This window comes from Listeria booriae, from assembly GCF_000766865.1.
Classification (GTDB): domain Bacteria; phylum Bacillota; class Bacilli; order Lactobacillales; family Listeriaceae; genus Listeria_A; species Listeria_A booriae.
Genome location: NZ_JNFA01000019.1, coordinates 1 through 15835, shown reverse-complemented (window position 1 = coordinate 15835; position 15835 = coordinate 1). Strand labels below are relative to the sequence as shown.

13 protein-coding genes, 1 other RNA gene and 1 other annotated feature are annotated in these 15835 nt (G+C 44.4%); of the genes, 5 read left to right on the top strand and 9 right to left on the bottom strand.

The window, feature by feature from the left end; genetic code table 11:
* Positions 1–2: 2 nt before the first annotated feature.
* The 6 genes from EP57_RS06020 to EP57_RS06000 form a co-directional block, all read right to left on the bottom strand.
* Entirely contained in the window at positions 3–671 is a 669-nt protein-coding gene (locus tag EP57_RS06020) for a tetratricopeptide repeat protein (protein WP_036085192.1), read from the bottom strand.
* Positions 672–683: 12 nt separating this feature from the next.
* Positions 684–1409 carry an alpha/beta hydrolase gene (locus tag EP57_RS06015; RefSeq protein WP_036085191.1) on the bottom strand — a complete coding sequence of 242 codons (726 nt, stop codon included), beginning with the start codon at positions 1407–1409 and terminating at the stop codon, positions 684–686.
* 69 nt (positions 1410–1478) lie between these two features.
* Positions 1479–2588 (bottom strand): tRNA 2-thiouridine(34) synthase MnmA, encoded by a 1110-nt coding sequence (gene mnmA / locus EP57_RS06010; protein WP_036085190.1) that lies wholly within the window; start codon positions 2586–2588, stop codon positions 1479–1481.
* Between the two features lie 18 nt (positions 2589–2606).
* Positions 2607–3749, bottom strand: coding sequence for a cysteine desulfurase family protein (locus tag EP57_RS06005; protein WP_036085187.1), 1143 nt, complete (start codon positions 3747–3749; stop codon positions 2607–2609).
* Between the two features lie 204 nt (positions 3750–3953).
* Positions 3954–4146, bottom strand: a non-coding RNA gene (gene ssrS / locus EP57_RS16650) — 6S RNA.
* A gap of 119 nt (positions 4147–4265) precedes the next feature.
* The gene (locus EP57_RS06000; RefSeq protein ID WP_036085186.1) at positions 4266–5543 is read right to left on the bottom strand and encodes a replication-associated recombination protein A; all 1278 of its coding nucleotides are present in this window, start codon (positions 5541–5543) and stop codon (positions 4266–4268) included.
* 178 nt (positions 5544–5721) lie between these two features.
* Here EP57_RS06000 and cymR point away from each other — a divergent pair, with 178 nt between their 5' ends.
* From cymR to EP57_RS05980, 4 genes are all read left to right on the top strand, one after another.
* The gene (gene cymR / locus EP57_RS05995) at positions 5722–6141 is read left to right on the top strand and encodes a cysteine metabolism transcriptional regulator CymR (protein WP_036085183.1); all 420 of its coding nucleotides are present in this window, start codon (positions 5722–5724) and stop codon (positions 6139–6141) included.
* 316 nt (positions 6142–6457) lie between these two features.
* A complete protein-coding gene (locus EP57_RS05990; RefSeq protein WP_036085180.1) occupies positions 6458–7663 on the top strand; it encodes an ammonium transporter in 1206 nt (401 codons plus the stop codon).
* Between the two features lie 12 nt (positions 7664–7675).
* Positions 7676–8038: a P-II family nitrogen regulator gene (locus tag EP57_RS05985; RefSeq protein ID WP_036085178.1), complete on the top strand. Its 363-nt coding sequence runs from the start codon at positions 7676–7678 to the stop codon at positions 8036–8038.
* Between the two features lie 137 nt (positions 8039–8175).
* Complete coding sequence (locus EP57_RS05980; RefSeq protein WP_036085176.1) at positions 8176–8550, top strand: hypothetical protein; 375 nt, start codon at positions 8176–8178, stop codon at positions 8548–8550.
* Between the two features lie 54 nt (positions 8551–8604).
* Here the strand turns inward: EP57_RS05980 and aspS are convergent, their stop codons facing one another.
* Entirely contained in the window at positions 8605–10374 is a 1770-nt protein-coding gene (gene aspS, locus EP57_RS05975; RefSeq protein WP_036085174.1) for an aspartate--tRNA ligase, read from the bottom strand.
* The gene (gene hisS, locus EP57_RS05970; protein WP_036085173.1) at positions 10374–11651 is read right to left on the bottom strand and encodes a histidine--tRNA ligase; all 1278 of its coding nucleotides are present in this window, start codon (positions 11649–11651) and stop codon (positions 10374–10376) included. Before hisS ends, aspS begins: the two co-directional genes overlap by 1 nt.
* Before the next feature lie 80 nt (positions 11652–11731).
* Positions 11732–11964: a binding site (T-box leader), on the bottom strand.
* A 153-nt stretch (positions 11965–12117) separates the two neighbouring features.
* On the opposite strand from hisS, the gene EP57_RS05965 reads away from it, so the two are divergent.
* On the top strand, positions 12118–13401 hold the full coding sequence (locus EP57_RS05965; RefSeq protein ID WP_036085172.1) for an N-acetylmuramoyl-L-alanine amidase family protein: 1284 nt from the start codon (positions 12118–12120) through the stop codon (positions 13399–13401).
* Between the two features lie 202 nt (positions 13402–13603).
* On the opposite strand, the gene EP57_RS05960 is transcribed toward EP57_RS05965, so the two are convergent.
* A partial coding sequence (locus EP57_RS05960; RefSeq protein ID WP_052167587.1) for an LPXTG cell wall anchor domain-containing protein occupies positions 13604–15835 on the bottom strand: 2232 nt, incomplete at its 5' end.

Below are 15835 nucleotides of genomic sequence, written 5' to 3'. Positions count from 1 at the left end.
TTTTAATTTCCGCTAGCTTCTAAATCTTGAATCGCCGCCAACGCATTCGCCGCTAATTCATGATTCGCGTCGCTTTCCACCGCTTTTTCGAAGTAACTTTTACCGACTACCAAATCGCCCTGCCACGCAAGATAAGCCGCACCAATATTGTAAAGCGCATCCGCATCGTTCGGTTTTAGCATCAAGACATTCTCAAGTGCCGCAATGGCCTCTTCAAACATATCCGATTTCGCAAGAGCAATCCCGTATTGGAAAGCCGCTTCGACATCATCCGGCGCCAATTCCACAGCACGAAGCAAATAAGGAATCGCAAGGCGCGCCTCTTCCATCTGCATAAAACTCATACCAATCATAAAATAAACATCCGCCGATTCAAGTCCCGTTGCAATCGCTTGTTCAAATTGCTTCGCCGCATCCTGATAGCGCTCCAACACATAATACAAATTTCCTAAACTATAATACGCCGCAGAAGCCTTCGGATCAAGCTCAATCCCACGCTCAAAAAACCGCTCCGCTCGTTCAAAATCATCCATAGACAACAAAACGTTCCCAAAATTAATAAAACCTACCGGATCGTTCGGATGCTCTTCAATCACTTCTGTGAAAAGTCGTACCGCTGTCTCCAAATCATTATTTTGCATTGCCTCAATACCTTGTGCATTTTTATCCACGTTCATTTCCTCCTATTTTACCGCAAGCGCCAGCCAATCTTTTATAGCTGTCACGGTTTCCTCTGTTTGCTTTGCCACACTAATCGTCGCATCATTGTCCCCATTTTGTTTGCCATAAGCGCCAAATTGGGCGTGATTCCCACCTTTAATCGAGACAAACGTCGTGTTTTCCGGCAAGTATTTCTTGTTTTTGTTATATGTATCCCAGTTCAACACGCCATCACGAGTTGCCGTAATTGATAACGCTGGAAAATCTGCTTTTGCAAGTGAGCCTTTCTCGTCCGCATAACTTGCCAAAAAGAAAATGCCGTCCAAATCCGCCATATTATCATGCGCAAACCGTGCTGCCATCGCACCGCCAAGCGAATGTCCACCAATCACGAAATGTTCATCCGTATTCGTATCCATAATGTCCGCCGCCTTATTCTTCCCAAAAACAGCCAAATCCAACGGCATCTCCGCGATATACACTTTGTATCCAGCATCCGCAAGTCCTTTCGCCATCGGAGCATAACTCAGCGCATCAATAAACGCACCCGGATAAAAAATCACACTTTCCTTCACATTTTGATTTAGCGGCGTAAACATCAAGAAGCCACTATCATCCACGACATCCACTTTCTTCGTCGAATTCCCAGCCTCTTCCGCAAAATTACTCGGTGACGTATTAAAATAAAAATAACCGCCCCCAATCACTAAAATCAAAGCAACCAATACAATCCAAAGCGTCTTTTTCATACATATCCTCATTTCCAAAAAAAGAGCCCGGGAAACCAGCGTCCCGTTACCCAAGCTCTTTTCTAGTCATTAACCTACATATTTCAATTGTGCATCCTCTTTATAAATCTCATCAATCGTTCCGCCGCCTAAGCAAACTTCTCCATCATACAATACAAGCGCTTGACCCGGCGTTACCGCGCGAGCTGGCTCATCAAAAACAACATTTGCCTTGTTACCATCCAACAAATGCACCGTCACGCCAACATCTTCTTGACGATAACGAAACTTCGCCGTACAATGAAAAACCGCTTCTTTCGGTCGATCCGATGTGAAACTCATATCTGTGGCAATCAACGAATCCGAATACAAACTTTCATGCTCAAATCCTTGTTCCACGAATAAAACATTGTTCGCCAAATCTTTCCCAACGACAAACCAAGGATCACCGTCTCCGCCGATTCCTAAGCCATGACGTTGCCCAATCGTATGGTACATTAAACCATCATGTTGCCCCATCACTTTGCCATCTAGCGTCTTCATCGGACCTGGTTGCGCCGGCAAATACTCACTTAAGAACTGTTTGAAATTCCGTTCGCCAATAAAGCAAATCCCCGTACTATCCTTCTTACCAGCCGTTGCCAGCCCAGCTTCTTCCGCAATTTTGCGAACTTCTGGTTTTTCCATGCCGCCAAGCGGGAACATCACTTTTGCAATTTGCGCTTGGGATAATTGATTCAAGAAATACGTTTGATCCTTGTTCCGGTCCACCCCGCGCAACATTTTCACTTCATTATCAATCGTTTCCACACGCGCATAATGCCCGGTCGCCACAAAATCAGCACCCAAGCTTTCCGCATGCTCCAAAAACGCCTTAAACTTGATTTCCTTATTACACATCACATCCGGATTCGGCGTCCGCCCTAATTTATACTCATCCAAAAAGTACGTAAACACCTTGTCCCAATATTCCTTCTCAAAATTCACCGCATAATACGGAATTCCAATTTGGTTTGCCACACGAATCACGTCATCATAATCTTCCGTTGCCGTACAGAAACCATTTTCATCCGTGTCATCCCAGTTTTTCATAAAAATTCCGATGACATCATAGCCTTGTTGCTTCAACAAATAAGCCGTCACCGACGAGTCCACGCCGCCAGACATACCAACAACTACCCGTGTCTTACTATTATCCATTTCGTTTGCTCCTCACGTTTATTTACGAAGTCGTTCTACAACTTTTACAATTTCCGCTGCTACTTGTTCCATTTCCTCATACGTGTTTCCGAGGCCAAAACTAATTCGAATAGACTCGCGCACGCCATCATGGTCTTCACCAAACAACGCAACGAGTACATGCGAAGGATCTACCGTGCCCGCTGTGCAAGCAGAACCACTAGAAACAGCAATTCCTTCCATGTCCAAATTCATCAACAACTGCTCCACCGAAACACCAGGAAAGCGCACATTCATCACTTGCGGCAAACTCTTCTCAAGCTTTCCATTCACCTCAAAAACGATTCCCGCTTCCTCAAAAGTATCAACAAACACCTGCTTATATTCCGTAAAATCTGACCGTTTCTGTTTCCGCGACTCCTGCGCAATCCGCACAGCTTCCGCAAGACCACAAATCCCCGGCAAATTCTCCGTTCCAGCCCGACGTTTCCGCTCTTGCTCACCGCCATGAAACGGATATACTAAATTCACGCCATTTTTCACATATAAAAAGCCAATCCCGCGTGGTCCATTAATCTTATGCGCCGTCACCGTCAACAAATCCACACCAAGATGCGTCACGTCCATGTCAAACATCCCAAACGCCTGCACCGCATCCGTATGAAAAAGCGCCTGATGATCCGCCAAACGCGCGCCAATCTCCCGAATCGGCTGCACCGAACCAATCTCATTGTTCCCATACATCACCGACACGAGCACCGTCTCATCCGTAAGCGCCGCATCAAAGTCCGCAAGCGAAATCACGCCATCACCATCCACAGGCAAATACGTCACCGTAAAGCCTTGCGTCTCCAAATACTTACACGTCTCAAGAACCGCCGGATGCTCAATCGCCGTCGTAATAATATGCGTCCCGCGTTCCTTGTTCGCAAGCGCCGCACCAATTAGCGCAATATTATCGCCTTCAGTCCCGCCACTCGTAAACACAATCTCACGCTCATCCGCCTTAATACTCTGCGCCACAGTAGCCCGCGCCTCATCCAGTGACTTTCTGGCCTCTCTCCCCGCATAATGAATGCTAGAAGGATTCCCATAATTATTCGTAAAACTAGCCAACATCGCCTGCACAACCTCAGGGTGAATCGGACTAGTCGCCGCATGATCCAAATATACACGTTCCATAAAATCGCTTCTTTCTATTTAAAAAACTGAATTTCAGCCTTTAAAAATCATTTTTGTAACACATCCCATTTTAGCAAGAAATGCGCCCGAAAGCAAAGACCCCGTACGTATGTTCACAAATATCCATAAAAAAAGCACCTCAGTCTTGCAAACCGTCATAGACCGTTCACAAACCGAAGCACTGTTATCGCTAATTCATAATAAAGGAGCCCCAATCGTACCGTCCTTTGATACCATTGTTTGAACCCGCTATCAAGACAGCAGGTGGGTGCCCTGTCTAACGTCTTACAAGTCCCCGTGAAAGGGCATGTGCGCCACGCTCGAACTTAAGCTCCCTAGGTAGATCAAATTGTTCGGTTCAATAATATTGGCACCATAACGCATACATTAGGGTTCCTTTATTGACCTAAGAATACCACAAAAATGTGGACATTTCAATTTGGAACACTTTAAAATCACCAAAAATGTGTAATTTCTTTTACGAACGATGTATAAAAACTACTATTTGTAAGCGTTTTATTCACTTTTATTACTATTGATTTTCTCATATACGCCTGCAATCGTCTGTTCATATTTCGACGTCAGCTTCGGTTCATAATACTTCGCTTTCAATAAACGATCTGGTAAATACTGCTGATCCACCCACGCATTCTCATAACTATGCGGGTATTTATAATCAAGCGCCCTACCAAGCTCCTTCGCTCCCGAATAATGACCATCTCGCAAATGATCTGGAACTTCGCCGCTTTTACCCGCCCGAATATCTGCTAATGCTGCATCAATCGCACTGATAGCAGAATTGGATTTCGGCGATAAACATAACTCGATGACGGCATTAGCAAGCGGAATCCGCGCTTCTGGAAAACCGATTTTCTCCGCCGTCTGAATCGCTGACAAAGTATGTGTCGCAGCCTGCGGATTCGCAAGCCCTACATCCTCATAAGCCATCACTAATAAACGCCGGCTAATGCTGACCAAATCTCCAGCTTCAATGAGACGCCCCATATAATGCAGCGCCGCATTCACATCACTGCCACGAACAGATTTCTGAAAAGCGCTCAAAACATCATAATGCGCATCCCCATCCTTATCATGCGCCAAACTCTTCCGTTGCAAACACTCCTCCGCGACTTCTATCGTCACATGCACTTTTCCGTCATCATCAGGTTCCGAAGAAATAACCGCCAATTCCAATGCATTCAGCGCACTCCTGACATCACCATTACTAGCCGTCGCCAAGTGCGTCTTCGCATCCGAATCCAACACGACATCGTACGTTCCTAGTCCGCGCTCCGAATCAGCAAGCGCCCGCTCCATCGTTAATTCAATATCTTCCACAGATAGCGGCTTCAACTCAAAAATCTGCGTCCGACTCCGAATCGCTGGGTTAATCGCAATATACGGATTACTTGTCGTTGCCCCGATCAAAATAATCTGACCACTCTCCAAATGTGGCAATAAAAAATCTTGTTTCGGCTTATCCAAACGATGTACCTCATCCAAAAGCAAAATAACCGTCCCGCTCATTTTTGCTTCCGCCGCAACAATCTCCAAATCCTTCTTATTATTCGTTACCGCATTCAACATCCGAAACGCATACTTCGTACTTCCTGCAATCGCACTAGCAATCGATGTTTTCCCGATACCGGGCGGTCCATATAAAATCATAGAAGACAATTGCTTCGCCTTCACCATTCGATATATAATCTTGTCTTTCCCAACCAAATGTGTCTGCCCAACAATATCATCAAGCGACTTCGGCCTCATACGATAAGCCAGTGGTTGAATAGCCATATCAACATTCCTCCGTACTTCACTGAATTCAGTAGACTCTCTAGCCTCTTATTATAACACAAGAACACATGTTCTTCCACTCAAATCATTCTTTTACTCGCATCTTTTGCCAAATTGCTTTATAATTACTTTGGGAATCATAAGAATAATTTTTACATACACACACTTGGAGGTTATTATGAAAATCACGACAAAAGGCCGTTATGGCTTAACGATTGTATTAGAATTGACGCGATGTTTCGGACAAGGCCCCATCTCCTTGCGCTCCATCGCTGAAAAGAAAGGCTTATCCGAACATTATTTAGAACAACTGATTGGTCCATTGCGAAATGCAGGTATCGTAAAAAGCATCCGCGGCGCACATGGTGGCTACATTCTTGGTGACGAGCCAGCCAAAATCACTGCCGGCGACATCATTCGTACATTAGAAGGCCCAATCGTGCTTGTAGAAAGCATTGAGGACGAAGAAGCCGCACAACGCGAACTCTGGATGCGCATTCGAAACGCAGTTAAAGATGTTCTAGATAGCACTACACTAGAAGATCTAGCAAGTCACGGCGACGATCCACTTGTCGATGGCTACATGTTCTATATTTAATAAAGACGATATCAACATTCTCACGCAACTATGTGAGACCCCGTTGATACCGTCTTTTTTCTTGCCCTCCTAAACAACCAAATCACACCCCAATGTCATCTATTTCCTCACAAAAAATTAACTTCCAATAGACAGAAAATTATATCTCGCATCCTATATCAAACAAAAATCACAAAAAGAAAGCGTTACATGTCAGATTATCTAACAAAATTTAAATTTTCAGTTAAAATAGCTTGCTTTATTTTCAGTTTGCAGTATTATTATCACATAAACAAAATATTAATGTTAGATTATCTAGCAAAAAGGAGAGTGGCACATGGAAGCCGTATTTATGTTTTTCTGTACCTTGCTTGTTTGGTTAATGACGCCAGGGATAGCTTTATTTTATGGAGGAATGGTTCGCAGCAAGAATGTGCTTAGTACAGCGATGTATAGCTTTAGTTCAATGGCGCTTATTTCGATTCTTTGGGTCATTGTCGGCTACTCCCTCGCTTTTGCGCCAGGAAATGCTTTTATTGGTAGTTTCGATTGGACGTTCTTACACGGTGTCGGTTTTGATGCCAATGCAACGTATTCCGATGCGATTCCACACATACTCTTCATGATGTTTCAAATGACATTCGCGATTTTAACAGTAGCAATTATTTCAGGGGCTTTCGCAGAACGAATGAATTTTGCGGCATACTTAATTTTTATTATTTTGTGGTCATTGCTCGTTTATGCGCCAGTTGCTCACTGGGTTTGGGGCGACGGTGGTTGGTTGCGTGAACTTGGGGCGCTTGATTTCGCAGGTGGGAACGTGGTTCATATTAGTTCTGGGGTTACTGGTCTTGTGTTGGCTATCATTATTGGGCGACGTAAAGAAGCCGAGAACTCCTCTCCTCATAATCTACCGCTTGCTTTGATTGGTGGTATTCTCGTATGGTTTGGTTGGTATGGTTTTAATGTTGGTAGCGCGTTAACGATTGATAATGTAGCGATGGCAGCGTTCGTCAATACAAATACAGCGGCGGCAGCAGGCATGATTGGTTGGGTCGCAGTGGAATGGATGGTCAATAAAAAGCCAACGATGCTCGGCACGATTTCAGGAGCCATTGCAGGTCTTGTCTCCATCACACCAGGCGCAGGATTTGTAACAGTTGGCAGCTCCCTCTTAATCGGTTTTATCGGCGGTGCGATTTGTTTCTGGGGTGTTTTCTGGCTCAAAGGAAAAGTCAAATACGATGATGCACTAGATGCTTTTGGCCTTCACGGTATCGGCGGCATTTGGGGTGGGCTTGCAACAGGTCTTTTCGCCACTACAAAAATTAACGAGCTTGGCGCAGACGGTTTATTCTACGGCAATCCAGGCTTACTACTCAAACAAGCCATCGCAATCGGTTCAACGGTCCTCTTTGTTGCAGTCGTTACGACAGTCATTATTTATGTTATCAAAATATTCATACCTATCAGAGTAAACGAAGAACAAGAATTCAAAGGGCTAGACTTAACGCTTCACGGCGAAAAAGCCTATCATGATTAAGGGGTGATTTTATTGTCAAACTTAACAAAAATAGAAATTATTACGCGTCCTAACCGCTTTTACGAATTCCAAAAAGCGCTAGCAGAAATCGGCGTCAGCGGTCTAACTGTTACAAAAGCGCTCGGAACTGGTCTTGAAAAAGGGCTGATTGAACTTTATCGCGGCAAGAAGAAAGAAAATAATATTCACGAACGAATGAAAATCGAGATTGTCGTGAGTACCGTTCCTGTCGAAGATGTTTTAGAAGTTGTCAAGAAAACGTTGCGCACTGGCGAACCAGGTGATGGTAAAGTCTTTATTTATCCACTAGCTGAAGTCGTTAAAATTAGCACGGGAGAACGCGGGGTTGATGCCCTCCAAGACCATCCAAAATGAGAGTAATCACAGCAAATCGCGATTAATTCTAAAAATACAATGAGAATTCGCCTTTTCCCCTTCACGAATTGAAAAACAGCGCTTATAATGTAGAAGTAGCTAATGGCTGTTTATATACGAAGGAGAGATAGATAAAGATGCGAAAGATCCCCTTTTTTACAATTATCGCGATTGTGTTTTTAGCAGGAGGTTATTATTTTCTGCATAATTCTTCTTCTCCAATCGATGTTTCGTTTAACTTTCTTGTCACGCAAAAGAATGACGACAATTCCATTTCAGGAAACATTGAAGGAGCAGGAAACAAAAAGATTAAGCTCGATTTGGATGAATCACAATGGGATTCAGTCAAAGTCGGTAATCGCTATAGCGTAGAAGCTAGATTTTATGATAAGCATAAACTGAGCAACAAAGAAAAGAAAACACTAGAAGGCCCATTTTGGTCGAACGAAACGAACACTGGTATTTTAGCAAACGATGTAGAAGTTACAATGATTGATACGTCGGTAAATTAAAAAAGAGATGTTATTCCCAATATTAACTTGGAATAACATCTCTCTTTTTTTATATTAGTCTTGTTTTTTCGCTTCAATCGCTAGCGCTAATTCTGCTAACTGGGCTGCGCTTACTTCGCTCGGTGCATTTGTTAGCGGGTCTGCCGCACTTCCTGTTTTAGGGAATGCAATGGTGTCGCGCAAGTTTGTGCGTCCTGCAAGAATCATGATGATGCGGTCTAAACCTAATGCAATTCCGCCGTGTGGTGGTGTTCCAAGGTCCAATGCTTCTAATAGGAAACCAAACTGCTCTGTCGCCTCTTCGTCCGTGAAGCCTAGTGCGCGGAACATTTGTTGTTGCATTTCTTTTTTGTAAATACGTAAGGAGCCGCCGCCAATTTCATAACCGTTCAAGACGATGTCATATGCTTCTGCCATCGCTTTTTCTGGTGCTGTTTCAAGTAATGACGCATCTTGAGGCATTGTGAATGGATGATGGGCTGATACGAAACGGCCTGCTTCTTCATCATATTCAAACAACGGCCAGTCTGTTACCCAAAGAAAAGCCAGTTCTTCTTGATTGATTAGTTCTAATTCTTGTCCTAATTTTTGGCGTAACGCTCCGAGTGATGCCGCAACAACTTCGGCTTTGTCCGCAACAAATAATAATAAGTCGCCAGCTTCGGCATTTAGCGCACTTGCTACCGCTTCTTGGTTTTCTGGCGTGAAGAACTTGGCAATCGGTCCTTTAAAACCATCTTCTTCGACTTTCATCCAAGCAAGGCCTTTGGCGCCATATCTACCAACAAATTCGCCTAACGCATCAATATCTTTACGAGAATATTTCGCTGCCGCTTGTTTGGCATTAATTGCTTTTACTTCGCCGCGGCTTTCAAGCGCATTTGTAAACACTTTAAAATCAACATTGGCTACAGCTTCTGCCATGTTTTGTAATTCTAGACCGAAACGAACATCTGGTTTATCGCTACCGAAACGGTTCATTGCTTCTGCATATGTCATGCGTGGGAATGGTTGCTCGATTTTGATTCCTTTTGTTGCTTCTACAACCGCTACTAGCATTTCTTCTGTAATCTCTTGAATTTCTTCTTTTGTTAGGAAACTAGTTTCTAAATCGATTTGAGTGAATTCTGGTTGACGGTCGCCACGTAAATCTTCATCGCGGAAACAACGCACGATTTGATAATATTTATCGAAACCAGCAGACATCAATAATTGTTTCAAAATTTGTGGTGATTGTGGTAGCGCATAGAAATTACCCGGATATACGCGACTCGGAACTAAATAATCACGCGCGCCTTCTGGTGTACTTTTTGTCAAATAAGGTGTTTCAATATCGAAGAAGCCCATTTGATCTAATTTTTGGCGGAATGTTTTCGTTGCCGTGTGACGCATTTGGAAAATCTGGTTCATTTCTGGGCGTCGCAAGTCTAAATAACGATATTTCAAACGCAATTCATCCGATACGTTCACGCCATCTTCAATGTAAAACGGCGGTGTTTTCGAAGCATTTAAGACTTCAATTTCCTCCGCTAAAATTTCAATGCGACCTGTTGCCAACTTATCGTTTACCGCGCCTTCACTTCTTGCTGCCACCGTCCCAACGACCGTCACAACGAATTCATTACGAACAGATTCTGCAATCGCTAATGCTTCTGCTGAAAAATCTGGATTGAAAACGACTTGGACTAATCCTTCACGATCGCGCAAATCAATGAAAATAAGTCCACCTAAATCACGGCGTTTTTGTACCCAGCCATGTAATGTTACTTTTTCATCAATTTGTTTTTCTGTTACTTCTCCGCAATATAACGTTCGTTTCTTCATTATTTATCCCCCTTTAATTGTTGTAAGCCAGCCACAATATCATCTAGCTGTATTTCTGTTTGTTCACCGGTTTGCATGTTTTTCAATTGGCATACGTTATTTTCGATTTCTGTATCACCAAGAATCATTGTAAAACGAGCATTTTTGCGATCAGCGTCTTTTAGTTGGCCTTTCATTTTACGACCCATGTAGTCTTTCTCCACGCTAAAACCGTTTAGGCGCAACGTGTTTACGATGGAAACAGCCGTTACTTCTGCACTTTCCGTCGCCGTAATCACGTAGCAATCCAAATCATGTGCAATCGGCAGTTCAATCCCTTCGACATCTAGCGCCGCAAAAAGACGCTCCACACCAAGGCCAAAACCAATTCCTGGTGTTTCCGGGCCATCAAATTCTTGCACCAAACCATGATAACGACCACCACCACAAAGCGTTGACTTCGCGCCAAATCCTTCCGCAGTACTCATGATTTCAAATGTCGTATGATTATAGTAATCCAAACCACGAACGAGCGTCGGATCAACCGTGTACGCGATACCAAGCGCATCCAGATACGTTTTTACTTTTTCAAAATAAGCGGTCGACTCTTCATTTAAAAATTTCAAAATTGAAGGTGCCGTCGCAATTAACGGGTGTGCATGATCCACTTTACAATCCAAAATGCGCAACGGATTTTTGTGCAAACGTACTTGACAATCCGCACAAAACTCATCAATCCGCGGTTCAAAGTGGGCCACTAATGCCTCTTTATGTTTGGCACGGCTTTCTTTGTCCCCTAAACTATTAATAACCAGTTCGATATTTTCCAAACCAAGTTCCTTATAAAACGCCATGGCTAGCGAAATAATTTCTGCATCAATCGCCGGATCATTACTGCCTAGCGCCTCAAGCCCCATTTGCGTAAACTGGCGTTGTCTCGCGCCTTGCGGACGTTCATAGCGGAACATCGGTCCAGAATAATACAATTTCACCGGCTGATTCACCTGACCAAAAAGCTTATGCTCCACAAAAGCACGCACCACAGAAGCTGTACCTTCCGGACGCAGCGTCAAGCTCCGATTTTTCTTATCCTCAAATGTATACATCTCTTTGGACACAATATCAGTCGTATCGCCAACACCGCGTTGGAATAACTCGGTATGCTCAAAAATCGGTGTTCTGATTTCTTCATATTGGAATCTTTCACAGATTGATTGGAAAACACGTTCAACATAATGCCATTTCTCTACTTCTCCAGGTAAAATATCGCGCGTTCCTCTTGGTAACTTCATTTGCATGCCAATTCCCTCCTATTTCACTAAAAAGCGTCAACAGCCGGATATCAAAAAACTCCCGCCCCTTGTCTTAACTTAATAAAACAAGGGACGAGAGTTAACCCGTGGTACCACCCTAAATTGAGGAAAAATTCCCCCACTCAAAACAGTTAACGCCTGTCAACGTCTTTACTTACTAAGCACGGTGGCTTTTTCAGCAAAGATCCTCTGGAGTGTCCTTCTGGCGATTTCAACTATTGATAAACCTCTCAGCCCTAGGGTCTATCTCTCTGCTTTAGCAAATGCCTGCCATACTTTTCTCCGTCATCGGTCATTTATTAATTACCATTAAGACTACTAGAATTTGTCTTGAAAGTCAATAACGTTTTTAAAATAATCGTAAAAAAGCAGGTTTAATGTTTCCTATTGCAGCGTTTTATGATAATCTTTTGGTAGTAGATATTTTTTTAGGGGTATAGGTGGTGTCAAAATGAAAAATAAGTTCCTGTTTATTACCTTGCTTTCTTGTTTACTCATTGCGGCAGGTATTTTGTCGACAATCGCAATGGCTAACGCCAACACAGTACAAGTAAAAGCCGAGGTATTAAATGTAAGAAGCGGACCCGGACTCGCTTTTGACGTCACATCTCAAGTCAGAAAGAATGAGATTTTAAACGTCATTGATGAAGAAAATAAATGGTACAAAGTTCGCCTAAGTAATGGCCAAAGCGGTTATGTCGCTAGCTGGCTCGTTGAAAACGTGGATGTCAGTGCTTCTAGTAATAGTTTAGCAACCGTTACAAGCGACGGCAGCCTCAACGTTCGTAGCAAACCATCAACCAACAGCACCATACTAGGCACATTAAAAAATGGGGATCAAATCACAGTTTCAACACAATCCAATGGCTGGACACAAATTCAATACCAAGGTCAGTCAGCATGGGTCAACTCATCATTCATTAAAATGCAAGAATCCGCAACCAAAGAATCTAGTAGCAGCTTACAAACGGTCACTATCCGCTCGAATGGCACTAACATCCGTTCAGGCCCAGGCCGTAACAGCAAATCCGTCGAAAAAGCCGACGCAGGAACCGTATACGACATAGAAGGCGTACAAGGTGATTGGTACCAAATCACAACAGCATCCGGCACGAAAGGCTACGTTGCCAACTGGGTAGTCGATGTATCTAGCTCCAAAACAAAGAGCGCACCGAAAGCCAAAACAACATCGCTCGCCGAAGCAACCATCGTCATTGACCCAGGTCACGGCGGAAACGATCCAGGCGCACAAGGCCAAAACGGCACAGTCGAGAAAAAAGCAACCTTAAAAACCGCCAAAGCCGTTGCAAAACGCCTAGAACAAAGCGGTGCAAAAGTTATTCTAACACGCGATTCCGACGAGTACATTTCACTCAAAGAACGCGCCCAAAAAGCCGAGAAATACAACGCAGACGCATTCATATCGCTTCATTTCGACTCGGTACCAGATGCGAACAACACCAGCGTCAACGGTCAAACAACCTATTATTACAAAAACAAAGACCAAAGCTTGGCAGACAGCATCAATGCAAGTTTAGCAAGCAATTTATCAAGCAAGAACCGCGGCACACGCTCTGGCGATTTCTACGTGCTTCGCGAAAACACACAACCATCCGTCCTACTAGAACTTGGCTACCTAAGCTCTAGCATCGACGAACAGCAACTAAACTCATCAGGCTTCCGCGAAAAAGTCGCCGATTCCATTTATGATGGCTTGAGTAATTATTTTAAATAAAAAATGCTAAAACAGGCTTGTTTAGACATGAAAAACCGCAAAATGGATGCGGCAAAAAGTTTTCTATCCTAGAAAAATACGTACCCAAAATCTGAAATTAGATTTTGGATACGTATTTTTTACATATGAGCGCGTACGGCGCCCCAATTTTGGTATGTTATTCGCCATAAAGCAGACATTAACTTCTGTTGCTCTACTATCTTTATTTTTTACGGCGTAGTAAGAATGCGCCAAGTGCAGCGAATAGCCCACCGAATAAAATAGTGTTGCCTGTTGTGGTGTCACCTGTCTTTGGTAGTTCTTGTACTGGATCGCTGACGCTAGAAATGATAGGGTCTGCTACTTGTACAGGGGCTGGTGTCACGGGTGCTGGTACTACTTGCATTGGTGTTTCTGGAGCTGCTGGAATGACTGGATCGACAGGTTGGGCACCGACGAGAACCGTGATGGTGATTTGTGTTTCATTGCCATCAGCGTCTGTCACGCTATACGTCACGTGGTAAATGCCTGCTTGTAGTGGGTTCACATCATTGGCGATGATTTTGATGCTGCCTGTCAAATCGCCATCTTCTAAGTCTTCTGCCGTCACACCTGCCATTGGATCGAAGGCTTGACCGTAAGCGAGTGTTTGGTCTGTCGCGTGGATGACTGGTTTTTCGTTTGTTAGGACCGTTACGGCGTATGTTGCTTCCGTTGTGTTGCCGTCGGAATCCGTCACGCTGTAAGTGACGTGATACACGCCAGCTACATCTGGATTCACGTCATTCGCTGTCATTTCGATGGCACTTGTGATGTCGCCGTCTTCGGTGTCACTTGCAGTTATGCCTGCCATTGGATCAAAGGCTTTTCCTGCTTTGAACGTGACATCTTGCCCATGAATCACAGGCGCGTCATTGCTTAGAATCGTTACCGTGATGGTTTTTTCGGTTTCGTTGCCATCGGAATCTAAGACGCTGTACGTCACATGGTAGTCGCCTGGCACGTCGATGTTGATGTCGTTTGCGATAATTTTGATGTTCGCTGTCAAGTCGCCATCTTCTAGGTCACTTGCCGTCACGCCAGCCATTGGGTCCACGCTACGGTGGGCTTTTTGTGTGATATCTGTGGCTGTGATGACTGGTTTTTCGTTTGTTAAAACAGTAATCGTGATTGTTTTCGTGGTTGTGTTATCATCCGAATCTGTCACGCTGTATGTTACATGGTACGTTCCTGCTTGGTTGGCATCGACATCGTTGGCTGTGATGGTCACGTTTGCCGTGATATCGCCATCTTCGGTGTCACTTGCGGACATGCCAGCTAGTGGATTGAAGCTTGCGCCTGCCTTGAATGTTTGGTCGCTTGCGTGAATGACTGGCTTATCATTCGTACGTACATAGACGTGGCGTGTGATTTTCGTTGTGTTGTTATCGGAGTCCGTCACGCTGTATTCAACGGCATACGTGCCAGCTTGCGTCATATCGACGTTGCTGCTGTCGATATCAATGCGGTCTGTCAAATCGCCATCTTCCGTATCGCTCGCCGTAATGCCTGCGTATGGGTTGAATTTGTCGCCGACTTTCAAGTAGACGTCACTTGTCGTGAAGGTTGGTGCGTCGTTGCTTGTGATGGTCACGGTGATTGTTTTCGTCGTCGTGTTGCCGTCGGAATCCGTCACGCTGTACGTCACGTGGTACGTACCAACGGTATTCGTGTCGACATCATTCGCCGTTACCGTAATGCCGCTCGTCACGTCACCATCTTCCAAATCACTCGCACTCACGCCTGCCATCACATCAAAGGCTTTGCCTTTTTTGATCGTTTGGTCGCTGGCTACAATGACTGGTGCATCATTACTTGTCACCGTCACCGTAATCGTTTTCGTTGTGGTATTGCCATCCGAATCCGTCACACTATACGTCACATGATACGTACCAACCGCTGATGTATCCACATCATTCGCCGTCACGCTCACGCTACTTGTTACGTTGCCATCTTCCGTATCACTCGCCGATACACCTGCCATCGGATCAAAGCTGCCGCCTTTTTTCAATGTTTTGTCCGATGCCGTAATGACTGGCGCATCATTACTTGTCACCGTTACCGTAATCGTCTTCGTTGTCGTATTGCCGTCGGAATCCGTCACACTATACGTCACATGGTACGTTCCAACTACCGATGTATCTACATCATTCGCCGTCACGGTCACTTTATCCGTCACATTCCCATCTTCCACGTCGCTCGCCGTCACGCCTACCATTGGGTCAAAGCTCGCGCCTTTTTTCAATGTTTTGTCCGATGCCGTAATTACCGGGGCGTCATTACTTGTCACCGTTACAGTAACCGTCTTCGTCGTGGTATTGCCGTCGGAATCCGTCACACTATACGTCACATGGTACGTTCCAACTGCCGATGTATCCACATCGTTCGCCGTCACCGTCACTTTATCCGTCACATT

Bases quoted from the DNA above. Each gene is read 5' to 3' on its own strand.
- EP57_RS06015 (WP_036085191.1), bottom strand. From the start codon at position 1,409: ATGAAAAAGACGCTTTGGATTGTATTGGTTGCTTTGATTTTAGTGATT.
- mnmA (WP_036085190.1), bottom strand. From the start codon at position 2,588: ATGGATAATAGTAAGACACGGGTAGTTGTTGGTATGTCTGGCGGCGTG.
- EP57_RS06005 (WP_036085187.1), bottom strand. From the start codon at position 3,749: ATGGAACGTGTATATTTGGATCATGCGGCGACTAGTCCGATTCACCCT.
- EP57_RS06000 (WP_036085186.1), bottom strand. From the start codon at position 5,543: ATGGCTATTCAACCACTGGCTTATCGTATGAGGCCGAAGTCGCTTGAT.
- cymR (WP_036085183.1), top strand. From the start codon at position 5,722: ATGAAAATCACGACAAAAGGCCGTTATGGCTTAACGATTGTATTAGAA.
- EP57_RS05990 (WP_036085180.1), top strand. From the start codon at position 6,458: ATGGAAGCCGTATTTATGTTTTTCTGTACCTTGCTTGTTTGGTTAATG.
- EP57_RS05980 (WP_036085176.1), top strand. From the start codon at position 8,176: ATGCGAAAGATCCCCTTTTTTACAATTATCGCGATTGTGTTTTTAGCA.
- aspS (WP_036085174.1), bottom strand. From the start codon at position 10,374: ATGAAGAAACGAACGTTATATTGCGGAGAAGTAACAGAAAAACAAATT.
- hisS (WP_036085173.1), bottom strand. From the start codon at position 11,651: ATGCAAATGAAGTTACCAAGAGGAACGCGCGATATTTTACCTGGAGAA.
- EP57_RS05965 (WP_036085172.1), top strand. From the start codon at position 12,118: ATGAAAAATAAGTTCCTGTTTATTACCTTGCTTTCTTGTTTACTCATT.